This window comes from Facklamia sp. P13069 (assembly GCF_050409405.1).
Lineage (GTDB): Bacteria > Bacillota > Bacilli > Lactobacillales > Aerococcaceae > Facklamia.
This window is the reverse complement of record NZ_JBNUPN010000004.1, coordinates 19,419-35,268: the sequence shown is the minus strand read 5'-3', so window position 1 is coordinate 35,268 and position 15,850 is coordinate 19,419. Positions and strand designations below refer to the sequence as shown.

Annotated in this window: 19 protein-coding genes and 1 pseudogene; 6 read left to right on the top strand and 14 right to left on the bottom strand. The window is 34.5% G+C overall.

Features of this window, described 5'->3' with window-relative positions:
* Positions 1-144: 144 nt before the first annotated feature.
* On the bottom strand, positions 145-822 hold the full coding sequence (locus ACQV2T_RS01890; protein ID WP_428873379.1) for an LPXTG cell wall anchor domain-containing protein: 678 nt from the start codon (positions 820-822) through the stop codon (positions 145-147).
* A gap of 165 nt (positions 823-987) precedes the next feature.
* Here ACQV2T_RS01890 and ACQV2T_RS01885 point away from each other — a divergent pair, with 165 nt between their 5' ends.
* Positions 988-1,269, top strand: a complete 282-nt coding sequence (locus ACQV2T_RS01885) for a DUF1294 domain-containing protein (RefSeq protein ID WP_428873381.1) — start codon at positions 988-990, stop codon at positions 1,267-1,269.
* A gap of 45 nt (positions 1,270-1,314) precedes the next feature.
* Here the strand turns inward: ACQV2T_RS01885 and fsa are convergent, their stop codons facing one another.
* From fsa to ACQV2T_RS01870, 3 genes are all read right to left on the bottom strand, one after another.
* Positions 1,315-1,971, bottom strand: coding sequence for a fructose-6-phosphate aldolase (gene fsa, locus ACQV2T_RS01880; protein WP_428893167.1), 657 nt, complete (start codon positions 1,969-1,971; stop codon positions 1,315-1,317).
* 98 nt (positions 1,972-2,069) lie between these two features.
* Positions 2,070-2,732, bottom strand: a complete 663-nt coding sequence (locus ACQV2T_RS01875; protein WP_428893166.1) for an HD domain-containing protein — start codon at positions 2,730-2,732, stop codon at positions 2,070-2,072.
* Positions 2,713-3,390: a deoxynucleoside kinase gene (locus tag ACQV2T_RS01870; RefSeq protein ID WP_428873385.1), complete on the bottom strand. Its 678-nt coding sequence runs from the start codon at positions 3,388-3,390 to the stop codon at positions 2,713-2,715. Before ACQV2T_RS01870 ends, ACQV2T_RS01875 begins: the two co-directional genes overlap by 20 nt.
* A 175-nt stretch (positions 3,391-3,565) precedes the next feature.
* Between ACQV2T_RS01870 and nth the strand changes: the two genes are divergently transcribed.
* Positions 3,566-4,198, top strand: coding sequence for an endonuclease III (nth, locus tag ACQV2T_RS01865; RefSeq protein ID WP_428875221.1), 633 nt, complete (start codon positions 3,566-3,568; stop codon positions 4,196-4,198).
* On the opposite strand, the gene ACQV2T_RS01860 is transcribed toward nth, so the two are convergent.
* The 5 genes and pseudogenes from ACQV2T_RS01860 to lspA all read right to left on the bottom strand — a co-directional run bounded on the left by ACQV2T_RS01860 (position 4,176) and on the right by lspA (position 7,196).
* Positions 4,176-4,526, bottom strand: a complete 351-nt coding sequence (locus tag ACQV2T_RS01860; RefSeq protein WP_428875187.1) for a pyruvate kinase — start codon at positions 4,524-4,526, stop codon at positions 4,176-4,178. The two genes, nth and ACQV2T_RS01860, sit on opposite strands and share 23 nt — an antisense overlap.
* Positions 4,526-4,738, bottom strand: a pseudogene (locus ACQV2T_RS01855) (hypothetical protein); the annotation flags it as partial. The gene ACQV2T_RS01860 and the pseudogene ACQV2T_RS01855, both read right to left, overlap by 1 nt.
* Positions 4,739-5,051: 313 nt before the next feature.
* Positions 5,052-5,780, bottom strand: a complete 729-nt coding sequence (locus ACQV2T_RS01850) for a DUF2786 domain-containing protein (RefSeq protein ID WP_428873387.1) — start codon at positions 5,778-5,780, stop codon at positions 5,052-5,054.
* Positions 5,781-5,802: 22 nt separating this feature from the next.
* Positions 5,803-6,741, bottom strand: coding sequence for an RluA family pseudouridine synthase (locus ACQV2T_RS01845; RefSeq protein WP_428875189.1), 939 nt, complete (start codon positions 6,739-6,741; stop codon positions 5,803-5,805).
* Positions 6,738-7,196 (bottom strand): signal peptidase II, encoded by a 459-nt coding sequence (gene lspA, locus ACQV2T_RS01840; RefSeq protein ID WP_428875190.1) that lies wholly within the window; start codon positions 7,194-7,196, stop codon positions 6,738-6,740. Before lspA ends, ACQV2T_RS01845 begins: the two co-directional genes overlap by 4 nt.
* 128 nt (positions 7,197-7,324) lie before the next feature.
* Between lspA and ACQV2T_RS01835 the strand changes: the two genes are divergently transcribed.
* Both ACQV2T_RS01835 and ACQV2T_RS01830 read left to right on the top strand, forming a co-directional pair.
* A complete protein-coding gene (locus tag ACQV2T_RS01835) occupies positions 7,325-7,957 on the top strand; it encodes a YkyA family protein (RefSeq protein ID WP_428873392.1) in 633 nt (210 codons plus the stop codon).
* Positions 7,958-7,976: 19 nt separating this feature from the next.
* Complete coding sequence (locus tag ACQV2T_RS01830; protein WP_428893165.1) at positions 7,977-9,332, top strand: putative glycoside hydrolase; 1,356 nt, start codon at positions 7,977-7,979, stop codon at positions 9,330-9,332.
* A 43-nt stretch (positions 9,333-9,375) separates the two neighbouring features.
* On the opposite strand, the gene ACQV2T_RS01825 is transcribed toward ACQV2T_RS01830, so the two are convergent.
* Entirely contained in the window at positions 9,376-9,825 is a 450-nt protein-coding gene (locus ACQV2T_RS01825) for a hypothetical protein (protein ID WP_428873394.1), read from the bottom strand.
* Between the two features lie 210 nt (positions 9,826-10,035).
* Here ACQV2T_RS01825 and ACQV2T_RS01820 point away from each other — a divergent pair, with 210 nt between their 5' ends.
* Positions 10,036-10,341 (top strand): N-acetyltransferase family protein, encoded by a 306-nt coding sequence (locus tag ACQV2T_RS01820; protein ID WP_428875193.1) that lies wholly within the window; start codon positions 10,036-10,038, stop codon positions 10,339-10,341.
* A gap of 143 nt (positions 10,342-10,484) precedes the next feature.
* Here ACQV2T_RS01820 and ACQV2T_RS01815 read toward each other — a convergent pair whose 3' ends face one another.
* The 4 genes from ACQV2T_RS01815 to ACQV2T_RS01800 all read right to left on the bottom strand — a co-directional run bounded on the left by ACQV2T_RS01815 (position 10,485) and on the right by ACQV2T_RS01800 (position 14,438).
* Positions 10,485-11,111 (bottom strand): hypothetical protein, encoded by a 627-nt coding sequence (locus ACQV2T_RS01815; RefSeq protein ID WP_428881777.1) that lies wholly within the window; start codon positions 11,109-11,111, stop codon positions 10,485-10,487.
* A 24-nt stretch (positions 11,112-11,135) separates the two neighbouring features.
* Positions 11,136-11,492: a thiol reductase thioredoxin gene (locus ACQV2T_RS01810; RefSeq protein ID WP_428873397.1), complete on the bottom strand. Its 357-nt coding sequence runs from the start codon at positions 11,490-11,492 to the stop codon at positions 11,136-11,138.
* A 55-nt stretch (positions 11,493-11,547) separates the two neighbouring features.
* Positions 11,548-13,212 (bottom strand): LPXTG cell wall anchor domain-containing protein, encoded by a 1,665-nt coding sequence (locus tag ACQV2T_RS01805; protein ID WP_428881776.1) that lies wholly within the window; start codon positions 13,210-13,212, stop codon positions 11,548-11,550.
* Between the two features lie 80 nt (positions 13,213-13,292).
* Entirely contained in the window at positions 13,293-14,438 is a 1,146-nt protein-coding gene (locus ACQV2T_RS01800) for a CapA family protein (protein WP_428892639.1), read from the bottom strand.
* 200 nt (positions 14,439-14,638) lie between these two features.
* Here ACQV2T_RS01800 and ACQV2T_RS01795 point away from each other — a divergent pair, with 200 nt between their 5' ends.
* Complete coding sequence (locus ACQV2T_RS01795) at positions 14,639-15,808, top strand: helix-turn-helix domain-containing protein (protein WP_428873400.1); 1,170 nt, start codon at positions 14,639-14,641, stop codon at positions 15,806-15,808.
* Positions 15,809-15,850 lie beyond the last annotated feature (42 nt).

The window sequence follows — 15,850 nt, the reverse complement described above, 5'->3', positions numbered from 1 at the left end:
GTCTCACAGGTACGCTAAGGTATCTCTGCTGTCCTCGCAATGAGGACCGGGCTGCATGATTATATCACCGCTTGATCAGAAATATTTAATTGTTAAAGTTTATAAACATATTATACCGTCTATTTATTTTTTGTCAAGGTGTTTTTAAATCTTTTCGAAATGATCGACTAACATGGCTGGAACAAGCTGTTTATTAGAAACTTTTAAACCTTGCATCTTACCATAAACTTTGACATGATCGTCTGTATTTAGCGTTTGGTCCGTCTCGTTAATGAATTTTAAAGCTACAAGATTAACGGGTTCTTCTTGGCTAGTAGATAAAGAACCTAAGGCGATAGCGCCTTCTACTCCTAAATCTTCAGTAAAGAACGATGCGATTTTTCCTTCAAGTTGCACCCATTCATCTTTTAAGCCATTATTATCAATTAGTTCTTGATAGTGAACAAAACGATAAGAAGAATGGTCGAATGATTCACTTGAGGTAAATGCGTTTTGACTATTATTTAGGGGGGGAGTTTTTCCGTCCTCTGCTTCACTTGCTTCATCAGGATTTACTCCTATTTCATCATTATAATGCTGAGCTTTTTGAGCTGCTTGACCTTCACGTAAAGGAACGTTATCTTTGAACGGATCTTCCCCTAAAGCATTGGTTGAAGAATCAATATCAGAATTAATATGAACCGGACCTAAAGGATCGTTCATAGTCTTGTCAGTAACCTGAGGTTTATTATTTGAATCTTTACTTTTACGTGATAAGAAGTAAATGGCTCCTAAAATAATAACCAATCCGAGTATCAATAATAAAGTACTTGTATCTATCATATACATTCTCCTCTGTCATTTTGTTATAACCATTATAACTCATTTACTTGTCTTTAGAAAAATGTTTTGCTTAAATTAATAATCAGTTTATTTTGCAAGAACCATCGCTCTATTTAGCCCGTTTAGCGTTATAATAATATTAACTTATTAATAGAAAGGTGACTTATGCCGACTTATATTTACTTTGTCATAGGACTGCTTGGTCTTTGGAATATTGTTGTTTTTTCACTCTATGCTGTTGATAAATATAAAGCCAAACATCAGCTTTGGCGTATTTCAGAAAAAAGCTTATTAATAGCCACCTTTTGTTTAGGGGGCTTAGGTGGTCTAATAGCTATCTATCTCTGCCGTCATAAGAGCCGTAAAGGGATATTTTTAGCAACTGCCCGATTATCCTGCTTAATGATTGTGGCCTTTGTGGGTTATCTGACTGGTCTAAATTTTTAAAAATAATTAATTAAAAAGGATCTAAAAGCTAGATCCTTTTTCTTTTTATTTAGATTGTTTATGCTGAAAAGCTTCCCAGTCTTTTAAGAAGCCAGCAATTCCTTTGTCAGTTAATGGATGAGACCATAATTTAGGGAATAGACTGCCGGGTACCGTTGCAATATCTGCTCCTGCAACAGCTGTGGCTTCAAAATGTCCAATATGACGAATGGAAGCAGCAATAATTTCAGCGTCTAATGCATAGTTATCTAAAACTAAGCGTAAGTCAGCAATCAATTCCATACCATCTTCTCCCATATCATCGATTCGTCCAATAAATGGAGATATATATGAGGCACCTGCCTTAGCCGCTAAAAGGCCTTGAGCCACTGAGAAAATAAGTGTGACGTTAGTCTTAATTCCTTCTTTAGACAATGTATTAACAGCTTTTAAGCCTGCTTCAGTCATCGGAATTTTAACCACGATATTATCTGCCCATTGGGCAACTTGTCTAGCTTCTTTAACCATGCCTTCATAATCTAAGGCAATGACTTCAGCCGAAACAGGTCCATCAACAATTGAACAAATCTCTTTGATAACTGTTTCAAAATCTTTTCCCTCTCTAGAAATTAATGTAGGATTGGTAGTAATGCCATCCACCAAACCTAGGTCGTTGATGCGCTTAATTTCTTCAACATTTGCAGTATCTAAAAAGAATTTCATATAGGGCCTCCTAATTGTATTCGTTTACTTCTTTGAGTATAACAAGCTTAAAGAATTATTTCAATCTTGAAAACTTTATAGTCAACTGCCCAGGCCATTTAACTCAATTGATTGGTATTTGAGAGGGTATCTTGATCAAAAGCTTGTAGAAAGTCAATCATTAACTGATGACGATTTTTAGCCATTTCCTGCCCAGCTTTAGTATTCATTAAGTTTTTGAGCTTTAATAACTTATCATCAAAATGTTGGCGTACGTTTCTTACTTGACGATAAGTTTCTTTGGAGCATACAGCTTGTGCCGAAGTATGAACAGCTTTCGGATCATAAAGACTATGCCCCTTGCTACCTCCGTAGTAGAAAGTTCTAGCAATACCAATCGCACCGATTGCATCTAGGCGATCGGCATCTTGAACAATTTGGCCTTCCAATGTTAAGTGTTGTTTTTCTATTAAATTGGCAGCAAAAGAGAGGTTTTTTATAATACTTAAGACTTGCTCTATTTCTTCCAGAGACATTTGGGCTTCTTTAAGTATATGTCTTACATCTTTTTCCGTAAGGAGGTAATCAACTTTTATTTTTTCATCTAATAAATCATGGGTATAAGCAGCTGCCAAAACAACATCAACATTAATAGGCTCTTGTATATGTTTGATTATTTGCTCACAATTGGCAACCACCCGTTGGATATGTAACCAATCATGCCCACTTTTTTCTTGTCTTAAATAAGTTTTGCTAAAGTCTTTAATCTTGTCCATATCCATCGGCAGGAACCCCTAGCTCTTCTAGTTTAACAATAACCATTTGTATCACTTTTTTTGCATCAGCAGGATTATTTAAGACATCCAATTCATCAATCGATATCTTTAAAACTTGGGAAGCATGATAATGGTTATCTACCCAATCATCATAACCTTGCCATAGACGATAATAATACTCGATTAATTCAGGGTCTTGTTCAAAATCGCGACCTCTTTGATTGATTCTTTTTAAAATGCTTTCAAAAGATCCATGTAAATAAACCATCAGATCGGGTGCTTTTTTGGGTAAATCTTCTAATTCTTCCATCATATTGTCTAATAATTTCTCATAAATAATAAATTCTTCGTCCGAAATTTTACCCGCTTGATGGTTGACCTTGGCAAAATACCAATCTTCATAAATGGAACGATCTATTATATTATGTGGGTGATAAAAAGCTTTCTTGATATCACGATAACGACTGGACAAAAAGTCTAATTGTAATAAAAATGGATACCTTTTTCTTTCTTGTTCTTCTTCACTTGCGGTGTAGTATAAGGGTAAGATATGATTATCATCTACATTTTCGTAATACACCTGGCTCTTTAAGGCCTTACCTAAAAAAGTCGCTAAGCTTGTTTTGCCAGCTCCAATCATTCCTCCAATAACTATCATAGCCATGGTTTCCTCCTAAATTAAAAAATAACACAAGATGTAGTGTCGTTTTTTTAATACTAACACAAAATCTTGTGGATGACTATCTTTTTATCTGTAAAAAAATATTTGAGAAATTGACAGAGATTACTTATGATAGTCATTAAAGACTGATAATTGATTAATTTTTAGAAAGGGTTTTATTATGCTAACTAACCACTGTGCACGTCATGTATTAGAAGAAATCATTGCTCTATTTCCAGATGCTAAAGCAGAATTAAATTTCTCAAACCGCTATCAATTATTAGTAGCTGTATTATTGAGTGCTCAAACAACCGATGTAGCGGTTAATAAAGTGACGCCTGCCTTATTTGCCGCCTACCCTAGTCCTAAAGAACTTGCAAAAGCGAGCCCGCAAGAGATAATGCCTTATTTAAAAACAATCGGCTTGTATCGCAACAAGGCAAAATATCTCCACAAATGTGCCAATCAATTAATGGAACGCCATCAAGGTGAAATTCCTGGTAATCGTAAAGATCTTGAAGCCCTGGCCGGAGTTGGTCGTAAAACAACCAACGTGGTCTTGAGTGTCGGCTTTGGAATTCCTGCCTTTGCAGTGGATACGCATATCCATCGTATCTGCCTCCATCATCAGATTGTTGATCCTGGTGCGAGTGTTCGTCAAGTTGAAAATCGTGTAATGGAGGTCTTGGATAAAGACCAATGGACTCAAGCCCATCAATCTTTAATCCTATTCGGTAGGAGAATTTGTCATCCGCGCAATCCAGAGTGCCATAACTATCCTCAACTCTTTACTTGTCAAGAGGAGGAGTAGACCCTAGATTTGCACGATTTAGAACGCTAAGTTGTGGTGTCTTTTGGTCGAGGCGACCTTGCATTCTTTTAAAGATAGGATCAAGCATTTTAATCGTTGCCACTGCATAATCGCCTTTGTTTATCATGACACAATCTGAGCGAGCTCCCTCAGTAACATCTGTTACTTCAGAGCGACTCGGCACACCGGTTTTAATTAATTTATCGAAGACTTCTGTGCCCCAAACGACGGGGGCATCAGCTGCTTCAGCCATCCACATGATTGGCTGTGGAAGTTCGGCTAAGCGAATATAAACTCTTTCAACAGCTAAATCGCCACGCGCGATCATTAAAGCGAAAGGCTGCTAGCTCGCAGTTGTAAGATAATTTCAGCTAGCTTCGTAATGGCTTGGACGGTTTCTATTTTAACCATAATTGGCATATAACTCGCAGCCTTACCTAATTCAATTTGAAGTTGTTTTTGAATTTCTTTAATATCCTGAGCAGTTCTAATGCATGAGCAAGCAATTACATCGGCACATTGACAAGCAAAAGCGATACCTTGCTTGTCTTTTTAATTTAAAATATCTGTTTCAAAAATTGTTTGAGGAAAGTGAAGTCCCTTTTTCAGCTTTTTGGCGCTTGGATCTTCTCTTTACTTTTTTATCCCTAATACAGCATACTTATCATTTGCTTTACTCACTTTTGTAGTAATTACCCCATCATCAATTAAAACCGAATCTCCAATTTTTAAAGCAGAATAAATCGTCGGAATTTGACTTGCTCATATAAAAAGATCCATTCTACAATTAATCATTTGGCTAAGAGACGCCGATTGGCTTCAATCATAGTAAATATCCAATTATAAAATTGTTTTAATGATTGGACTCTGCTTGGTGATTTATCTGAGCTTGGGTGAGATTGACATTTTTTCCTTTTTGAAAGCCGTCTTGATAGGCATGGTTAGATCGCGAAAAGGAAGGTTGATTAAATGTGAGTGAACCCGTTATTTCTCGGTTAAATTTTTCTTTGACAGCTTCTGGCGTTTGAATAATCAGGGCATACTTTTCATTTTCATTCATCATGGCTTGACGTTGGATATCAAACTTTTCCTTAAGTCCGTCCATAAATCCTTGATAATAGGATTTTCTCAACTGAGATAGAGGATTGCTGCTTAAATCTTCTTCACTTAATTCAGCTAGATGAATTTTAGAATAATACTTCATTGTATCCGCTGCTAAATTAAACATTTGAAAAGCAAGATCCACATCTTCTGGAAAACCCATTAAAACAATTTTGCGTTGAACCGAATGCTGATGAGGTAATCGGTTACTTTGGATATAAAACATGCAACGAAAATTATCGGCGATAATCCTAACTAAAACTTTTTCCCACCAATACAAGCGTTTATAGACTGATAAGGAGCGTAAAATGATTTCTGGACTTTTTTTATCAGAAACTTCTTGCTGAGAGATTTTATGTTTTAACATCAGTTTTTGAGCCATCAGCAAAGCAGTTTGGCTCTCTTCATCATTTCCGCCATCTTCAGCTAAAGTCAATAAATTTCGGATCTTAGCTAAAATCTTTTGATTAGTCTCAGACATCTCTACTTCCCTCCTTTTCTAACTATTTTAGACTATTTATAATTTTTTGCATCTTTAAGGGCAATGGACATTCAAAATGTAAGGGCTCATCTGTAACAGGATGTAATAAATCAATGGCCTTTGCATGTAATAGTTGCCCGTCTTTTTGATTAGCTAATTCCCCCGGTAAATTTTGAAGATTTCTGCGATAAAGTGGATCGGCTATAATTGGATGACCTATAGCTTCCATATGGATGCGAATTTGGTGAGTCCGACCAGTCTGTAACTTTAATTGCATTAATGTGGCGTATTGAAAACGTTCCAGCACTTGAAAATCAGTAATAGCTTCTTTACCCGAGGGATCCACATGCCATCTTAAGCGATTGGATGGGTCACGTTTAACAGGCATTTCAATATGTCCGGAGTCGCTTTCAACTTGCCCATTAACTAAAGCGACATAAGTCCTCCCCATGGTGTGATCCACCAATTGTTGACTTAAGTGACGATGGGCTTGATCATTTTTTGCTACTACTAATAAACCAGAGGTATCTTTATCAATTCGATGAACAATTCCTGGTCGGTAAGATTGAAAGCCTTGGGATAGCGCTTTTCCTAAATAATGATAGAGGCCATTCACTAGAGTTCCGTTAGTGTGTCCTTTAGCAGGATGGACAACCATCCCAGCTGGTTTATTAACAAGCAAAAAACTGTCATCTTCAAAGATAATCTCTAACTCCATCACTTCAGCAATCAACTCGAATTCTTCAGGGCTGGCTTCTTTTTCAGGAAAATCAATCGTAATCATCTCATCCCCTTTTAAAATGGCGTTAGCTTTTAAAAATTGATTGTTAACTTTTACTCTTTTTTCTTTAATTAATTTTTGTAATTGCGATCTACTAAAATTTGGATAATAATTAGTCAAAACTTTATCTAAACGGTCTTGATCTGCTTCATTATTAGAGAGCTTTAATGCTTCTGTCAAATTAAATCACTTCCTTCTTCGGTCCATATAACCATTATAATCAATAAAATAACGCCTAGAGTAAGCGCCACATCTGCCAAATTAAAAATTGGAAAATCAAACAGACGAATCTGTAACATATCTACTACATAGCCTCTCACTAAACGATCAATTAAGTTGCCAACTGCCCCTCCTAATAAAAGTGCATAAGCAAGTTTAGTCCAAGGGCTATGGTAGCGATTTTTCCAAATTAAATAAACTAAATAGAAAATCACTAAAAAAGTTACCCCTATTAAGAAAAAACGTTGGCCGGCAAATAAGCCCCAACCCGCTCCTGTATTATGTATATAGTTTAACTGAAAAAAATCAGGAATAATTTCTAGCGTTTGATTTAGCGTTAAATGATTTTGGGTCCATATTTTTAAAGCTTGATCCAGTATTACGATTATAGCCGTTATGATAAAAGTGGTCGTCATTTAATCCTCCTTGTCCAAATTAATTCTAATTTGTTATAATATTTGTGTTTACAATACCTATTATTATATACTAGATGTATTAAAAAGTTCAATTTAGATAAACTATAAATGAATGACAAGGAGAAACGATGAAAACAAAAAAAATATTAATCCTCCTAAGCCTATCTATTCTCATTATTGCTTGTGGAAACTCATTAGAAAGAGCTAAACGAACTGTTGGTCTCATCCAAGACAATGTTACTCTAATTATTGGAAATATTAGTGAAATTCAAAACCGTGAATTGGATCTTCAACAAGATTTTGAAGCGACCATTAATTTAAGTGAAGATTTATCCGGCTTTGGACAGAGTGATAATCCTCTTAACAAAAACATCGCAAAGCGCAAAGATTTATTAGCTGAAATGGAAGAAAGCCGTCAGCAATTACTTGAATTATGCCAAGAGCTTAAAGACATACCAGAAAACGATCAACTTCCCAAAGATCAAATAACAAAAGTTATTGAATATACGACCAATCTATGTGATAAAACAGATATCTATATTTCTAATTATCTTGAAAACATTGAAATAGAAGATCAGTCTTATCAATCTATCACTAGTGAAGAAATTGATCATGAGAGTTTCTTCGCTGTTTTTGATAATGTTAATCTTTTATATACGGAAAATAATATGAACTTAGATCAAATTCTCGAATACTTTGAACCTTTAAATACACTCTTAGTTAATTTAAAAGTCTACCTTGTTAATCTTACAGGCAAATAATTAGAAAGCGGTGATTTAAATGAATAAAAAACGCATTTTACAATTGACTTTACTTTCCTTTTTAATGCTTTTGCTAGTAGCATGTAAACCAAAAGTAGAAGATAAAAAAGAAGCCAAAAAAGTCCAACTTCCAGAAGTAGTCTTAGCCTATTCAGATGAAGAAGTAGTGGCATTCAACAACCGCATTAATCAAGGAGAAAATAATACTTATGAGGGCTTATCGCCTCACAATAATCCTATTCTTACCGCACCTGAGAAACTACCTTCTGTCCTCTTTTATGATTCAGGCATCGATATTACCTATCCTGAAGAAGGTGTTAAAGGCATTTATCTTGCTCCTTCTGTTTTTTCTGATCCTGAACGACTAAACTACCTATTAGATTATGTTGAAACCACCGCCTTAAATGCAGTGGTTATTGATTTTAAGGATGATGAGGGGGTTATTCAAACAAAATTAGAAACAGACAATCCTTTAGTTAATCAAAATTCTTATAACAATGTAGATATTAAAGAACTTTTGAAAGATTTAGAAAAACGTCAAATTTATCCAATCGCTCGCATTGTAACTTTCAAAGATCGACTAGTGGCTGAAGCCAAACCTGAATATTCCTTTAAAGATAGTGAAACAGGAGAAATTTGGCAGGATGGTAATGGTGCTAAATTTATTAATCCATTCCTTCCAGAAATTTGGGACTACAACATTACTATTGCTATCGAAGCTGCTAAATTAGGTTTTAAAGATATTCAATTTGACTATGTTCGTTTCCCTGAAGGTTTCCAAACTTTCTCAGATCAACTAGATTATAATATTGGTAACTATCAAACCTATGTAACCGATGACCCTGAAAAATTTGGACAAGAAAGGGTTTATGCCATTAATGATTTCTTAGAAGAAGCCAATGATAAATTAGCCCCATATGGCGCAGATGTTTCAGCTGATATCTTTGGATATACTGCAATTGCTGGGGACGCTCCTGATGTACGTGGAATCGGTCAAAATTTTGAACAAATTGCTGAAAGAGTCGATACGATTTCTTCTATGATCTACCCTTCTCACTGGGGTTTAGGATTTTTTGGTATACCGGCTCCTGACTTAGAACCTTATAACTTAGTTGATCAATATATGTATTCTGAAAACCTCATCCTAAAAAATATTACCAATGCGGCAAATAGTCGTCCATGGTTACAAGACTTTACTGACTGGAATCTGGCACCTGGTACCTATCAAGAATATGGACCTCTTCAAGTTCAACAACAAATTGTTGCTTTGGAAGAAAATGGAATTACTGAATTTCTTCTTTGGAATCCATCTGGTATCTTTAACGAAGGCGTAGATTACGCTCCTGAGTCTTCAGGTAATGAATACTATTACTAAACCATACAAAAAAGAAGCTGGATATTCAGCTTCTTTTATTTTATTATTTATCAACTTTTAGAGGACGTATCATGCGACCTTGCAGGTCGTATATGTAATCTTGAACTTTTTTACCGTCTCCCATAGCCTCGACTAAACGGTCGCGATAAGGCTCGGCTAATTCATCAAATAAAACTTGCTCATCTTCTAATAAATATTTCTTCCTTAAGGATTCAATTTCTCCTTGACTCCTTAATTTTACTTTCAATGAAGGAAGTTCCTCATCCATCTCCCTTTCAACAATACGATAATAATAATTATTATCCCCGTAAGTGATTTCTAAAGCTCCTGAATTGGTTCGTCTTTCCACAACATCTTTGTAATTATCTTTTTGTAATTCCCACCAAGCTTTTATCCCTCTGAGAGCTTCTGACTCTGTAGCGTAAGATCCATGTTCTTTCACAACATTATCACGACGATTCATCCAATAATTGGTATAAACTTTATGACTCATCTGATCATCCTTTCTAACTTAATTGACACTTTCATTATAACTATAAAGGTAAACGCTTTCAATGATTTTTGATTTTAAGCTCAAATATTTATTATAGAATATCAAAAGGAAGTGTCTTATGCCACTTATAAGCATCAAGGATGCTAGACCTTGTGATATTGACGATATTCAAACAATTTATAAGACTTTATTCAAAACAGTCAGCTAACTTTGGAAAGTCCTGTTCCTTCTAACCAAAAATTTGAAGAAAAAGTCACTCGCTATCAAGAAAGTCATGCCGTTCTTCTAATTCTTATGGATCAAGAGATAATTGGCTTCGCCTATGCCTACCCTTTTTCGCCTCGCAGAGCATATCAACATTCAGCAAATATTGCTATGTATTTATTAGCAGAGCATGATGAATGGACACTTAAAAATTTACTCTATCAAGAACTAGAAAGTCGATTAAAAGCCAAAGAAATCATCAACTTGCTTACATGTCTACCGATTCATCAACAAAATCAGATCGATTTTTAAAAACCTAAAGTTTTATAATCAGAGGAAATTTTCCTAAATTTGAACGCAAATTCGATCAAATTTGGGAATGGGTTTGGCTAAGTAAAGAATTATGATTTAAAAAGCTCGATAAGGACACTTAAATCCGTACCGAGCTTTTTGACTTAATATTTAGTAACTTTCTTTCCACGATAATCAAAGCGGTAATACCCTCGTTCTATTAATTGATCAGCGTATTTTTCCTCTAGATGCAAAATATAGATATTATCGTCCAATGTTGGATCGATAGTTAATTGATAATCTACAGCAGAGAAAAATTTATCTTCATCAATGAGACGTTGAATCATCACTTCAAAAGCGCGTTTTACAAATCGATCTTGAATTTCATTGTTTTTAAATTGAAAAATAGAATAAGTTTTAGCTGGTGGTAATTGAGTATAGGCTTGTTCAAAACTTTCACTGGATTCAATTTTTTCTATCGTTTCGATAGTTGTTGAGATTCTGATTTGATCAGATTCTTGAGATGAAGTAGAACTTTCTTCAACCGTTGTTTGACTAGTTTGGTCAGGCTTGGTCTTAGTGCTTGACTCAGTTATTTCTGTTGTTGAAAGTGCTAAGGAATCAGATGATTCCTTAGCAACTTGAGATTGTATTCCAAAACTTTGACCTGCTTCTTGAATAGAGTCACTTTTTAGCCGTAACAACATGGTAGCTGAGAATAGAATAATCATAATGAAAAACCAGACAATTGGGCTTTTAGGAGTTTTTACTTGTTTTTGTTTGTCTTGCAATGTTACTCTCCTCTGTTAACTAAGCTAGTATGCTCTAGCAAAATCAATAATCTCTTCTACTTTCATAGAAGAATCGCAAACTGTTTCTGTACGATTCGAATCAGCATAAACTAATCCAGGAACTGTGACAACGTTATATTTTTCACGGAACATTTGTGTTCCTTCTAGGTCATTTTGAGTTTGTGAATGTAAGAAATAAACATTTAAATCACTTGTAATCGCAGCTTCCGCTAACTTACTAACAAACAAACGGCAATATGGGCAAGTCTCACGACCTACAAAAATAAGATTCCCTTCTTTTGCTTCTATTAATTCAAAAGCTTCATGACTATCTATTTGCTTAAAGTGCTTAACTGCTTCATTAAAATCATTTATATCCATATAAAACGCCCCTTTCGATTAGGTTTATTATATCGAAAGTTTTTAAATAGTGAAACTAAAATAGATCCTCCTCATTGAAAAGATGATCTTGTATTCGCTTTTTATGCTGAAGCTGTTTAAAGTAGCGGTTAATTAATAAGGCGATTAAGCCAATTATCAATAGAGACCATGCGATATTGAGATAGAACTTTTGCTCACCAGTAGTTGGTAAAAGTTGTGATTTTTTATCATTTGATTGCGTCTTGTCTTTGATATTTTTATCTTTATCAGAGGGTTTAGCTAAATTACTGGCTTTTTTGCCTTTAGTCTTATTGGCTAGTTTGTCTTTTAAGAAGGCTAAATTATCCTGTTTATCCGTTTCATTTGCTATTTGCTTATCTTCTAGTTTAAGTAACCCTCTATCATTTAGGTTCTTTTTGACCTGATCTACTGGCTGATCATGCTTTACATCTTCTTTAGCCATATCTGTTGATTCATTATTAGGCGTTTGAGTTTGAAGTAAGTCTTTTGCCTGATATTCTAATAAATAGCCCGAATCAGCCCCTAAATTAGCTGACCAAGTCTGATTATTCTCATTATATAAAACTAATTTCATTTGATAACGGTCATGAAGTGTTTTAATTTGTTGGATGTTTTCATCACTAATTAATTGATGCTGGTTAAGATAATTTGCAAGATAATGCTTAAGATTTTCAAATAATTCACTATTAATTAGATAAAAGTAATGTAATTGGCTTTCTTTTAGATTTAATAAATTACTATAAACAGCGTGATAAACTTCAGCCTTATTATTTATATAATAATTATTCAAGGCTTGGTAAGCCATCACTTCGATATCAAATAAGCTCAATTCTTTTGCATATTGGTAAGAGGTAAAAGTAAAATCATCTAATACAATCACTTCCTTGTCAGTAAGCTTATTATTTAGTTCTTCAACAGTCATCTTTTTATTAAAAAGATCATAAATTTGTTGAAAAGTAACTTTAGCATAGGCTTTGGGGACAATCTTTTGTAAATAATTATCGATTGAGACGATTAAAGTCGCTAGATCAGAAGCGTCTAATTGCATATTTTCTTGATTGATAAGGTAAGCAGTTGTTGAATAAGGATAAAGCTGGCATTGACTAAGTTGGGCCATTGTTTCCTTACTACTTTGAATTTGATCCCCTAAAGTTTCGTTATCATAGAGTAATTGTTGATATTCTGCTTCTAATTCGGCTTGTTCACTAATATATTGATCCAAAATTTGATTCAACTCTTCAATGTAAGCTTGCCATTCTATAACTGTTTCATCTTGACTGATTAAGGCTAATTGCTCTTGAGCAGATAGGGAAACAAAATCTTGCTGCTCAATTGATAAATTTTGGTAAAGAGTTTCAATGACCTCTTCCAATGCAAGATTTGCCTCGTTCAAGGAATTGCTAGGCCCTTCTTGAATAGAAATAATTTCTTGGTTCAAAATTTGATAGCGTTCATTAATGGCTGTCATGCGCACTTGATTGGCTTCAAATTGATTTTGTAACTCTTTATCTGAGATTATTTCTTGACTATTTGAAGAAGTCAGTGGTGTCTCTCTTAAAAGTATTTGACAAGCTTCTAAAGATACCATATTTTTATCGGTTTGGCTTTTGAGATAAGTCATTTCACCTTTTTGAGCATGAACATTCGGTAAACTGAAACTTTGAGTAAAGAGCATTAAAACAACTATTATCCTTTTCATAATTCACCCAATCCTCTATTTTGTAAGTAACTAGTTGTAAATACAGAATAGAGAGCAAAAAGATGCTATCCTTTATAGAGTTAATCTAAATAAGGTACAAAATCAAGGTCTTTTTCATAGTTAGTGAATCGTTGCTCTACTTCTTCATATAAACGATCACCGTTCCACAGACCAAAGTCTTGAGCCTTTGCTAATGGAATTACTTGATAAAAAGACCATTCTGGATAGCCAACATTATAAGTTGGCATCAATCGCATAGAATCTAAAGTAACTTTTCCATCAACATCCATCTTAAAGGTATACTCTCCAATTCCACCGACTTTTTCATATGCTCTTACTTGGCCGGACAAAAAATTACCATGAGAATACCAAGCACCTTGATGATCGTTAAAACGTTTCATGGGTTGCATAATGTGAGAATGTCCTCCTAGAACAAAGTTTGCTCCTGCATCAATAGCCAATTGAGTTAATCTAATTTGAGAATCAACTGGTAAAAAAGCATCTTCGCCAAATTGATAAATAACGATAGCTACATCACATTGTCTTTTTAAATGTTGAATTTCTAATGGGATAAGTTCTTCATCAATCAGAGTCACTAAGTATCTTTCATCTTGAGGAATTGGGTTACCATTGGTACCATAAGTATAATTTAAAAATCCTACTCGAATGCCATTTTTTTCAATGATCCGTAGACGGTTGTAATCGTCCCAAGATGAATAGGATCCGACATATTCCATTTTCTTATTTTTAAGAATTTCTAATGAAAGATGCGCCCCCTTAGCTCCGAAATCCATGGTATGGTTAGTGGCGGTTGAAACAATATTTACATCCATCGCTAATAGACTATCGACAATTTGATCTGGAACATTGAAGAAAGGATAAGAAGATACTCCCATTTGATTTCCGGCCACCAAGGTCTCCATATTGGCTGTCGTGATATCAGCATTAGCGACATATTTTGCCACTTCTTTAAACATTGGATCAAATTGATAACTCGTTGAACCAGTTTGGGCACTCCAATAAACACTATCATGTAATAAAATATCGCCAATTGATCGAATGGTTACATATTTTACTTTAGTATCTTCTTTGACTGCTTGAGTTTCTTCAGCCCTAACCTCTTCTTCTGCATAAACTCTCGTAAAAAATGGCTTAGAAATAAAGAGAATCATCCCAAAGAAGTTAATAGCGAACACATACTTCAAAATTCGATTTATTCTTTTCATCACATTACCTACTTTATCTTAAATTTTAAATATATTATAACAAACAAAACCTTCTTACTCTAGCTTCATTGAATTAAAAGAACTTATTTAAATATAAGTTAATTTAGATAATTTTTAGAACAATTTTAACTTCTAAAGATTAATAGTGCTTTTATCCTAATTAAGATATAATAGACATAAGAAGCAGAAAGGAGTTTACCATGTATAAGCAATCGACCAAGAACGCCACTTCGAAATATTTTACCTCCGTCAAGACTAACCACCAACAAATTAAACCCTTTAATCGTTTAGTAACCATTAAAAGGGATCGATCACAAGCTCTACTACGTTTTAATAAGCCAGTTATCCTAACTGAACATAAAGGATTAGCTCTATTAGTGATGACGGATACTCCAGATAAAAAAGAATCCTTTCAATTTTTTATCTTACAGAATGCGGTTCAGCTTAATGCGGGTGTATACTTTAATACCCTCTCTCTAACTGCAGAATGTAAACTTTATTTGGAACCCAGCCAAAATGAAGAACCACAAATTATTACTTTAAAAGAAGCTATAAAGGTAGAAAAAGAAATAAAACGCCTTAAAATTGAAAATGTCTTCGGTCTTGATTACCAAGTCTACTCAAGCGGTGAACGGATACTCAACCATCCACAAAATTACTATGAGTTAATTATCGTCGATCAAGGACAAGCTTCGATAGAAGTAAGCTATAATAAGCAGATTCTTTTATCAAAAAATTCCGCCTGGTTAATTTTTCCAGGACAAAAAAATCAAATTGCCTTTAAAGAAGAAGGGATGACTACACTGATTTCCATTTTATTTTCTGGTCAAGGCTTAGCCGAATCGATCGCTCAAAGGCCAATTCATCTTGGTCATCGTCAAATTCAACTTGTAAGTCGCTTGGTCAATTTAGCGGCTATTTCTGAGGATAAATGTCCTTTCTATTATGATGAAATGGTCACAAGTCTCCAATTAATACTTACGCAAATTCACAACGGTGAGAATAAAACAGAAACTGAAAGGTCTACCTCCATGCGAGAAAATTATGAAAATGACTTGTTCCAATCAATCATTGATTTTCTCCAAGAGAATGTCGGTCAGCTTCATCAAGTAAATGATCTGGTAGAAGTCTTCAATATTTCTCGCTCCAGCCTCCAAAGCTTATTTAATAAATATACAGGACAAACCCCTAAACAATACATTAACAGCTTACGTTTAAAACAAAGTAAGCTATTAATTCATGAATCTAAAATGACTCTTTCTGAAATCGCTAATGAATTAGGATATGGTTCCATCCAATATTTTTCAAGAGCTTTTTCGAAAGAATTTGGTATTAGTCCTTCTAACTATGCCAAATCAATAGTGAAATAATTCATTTCTATGTAAAGAAATCACTTCAATAGGCCCTTACTA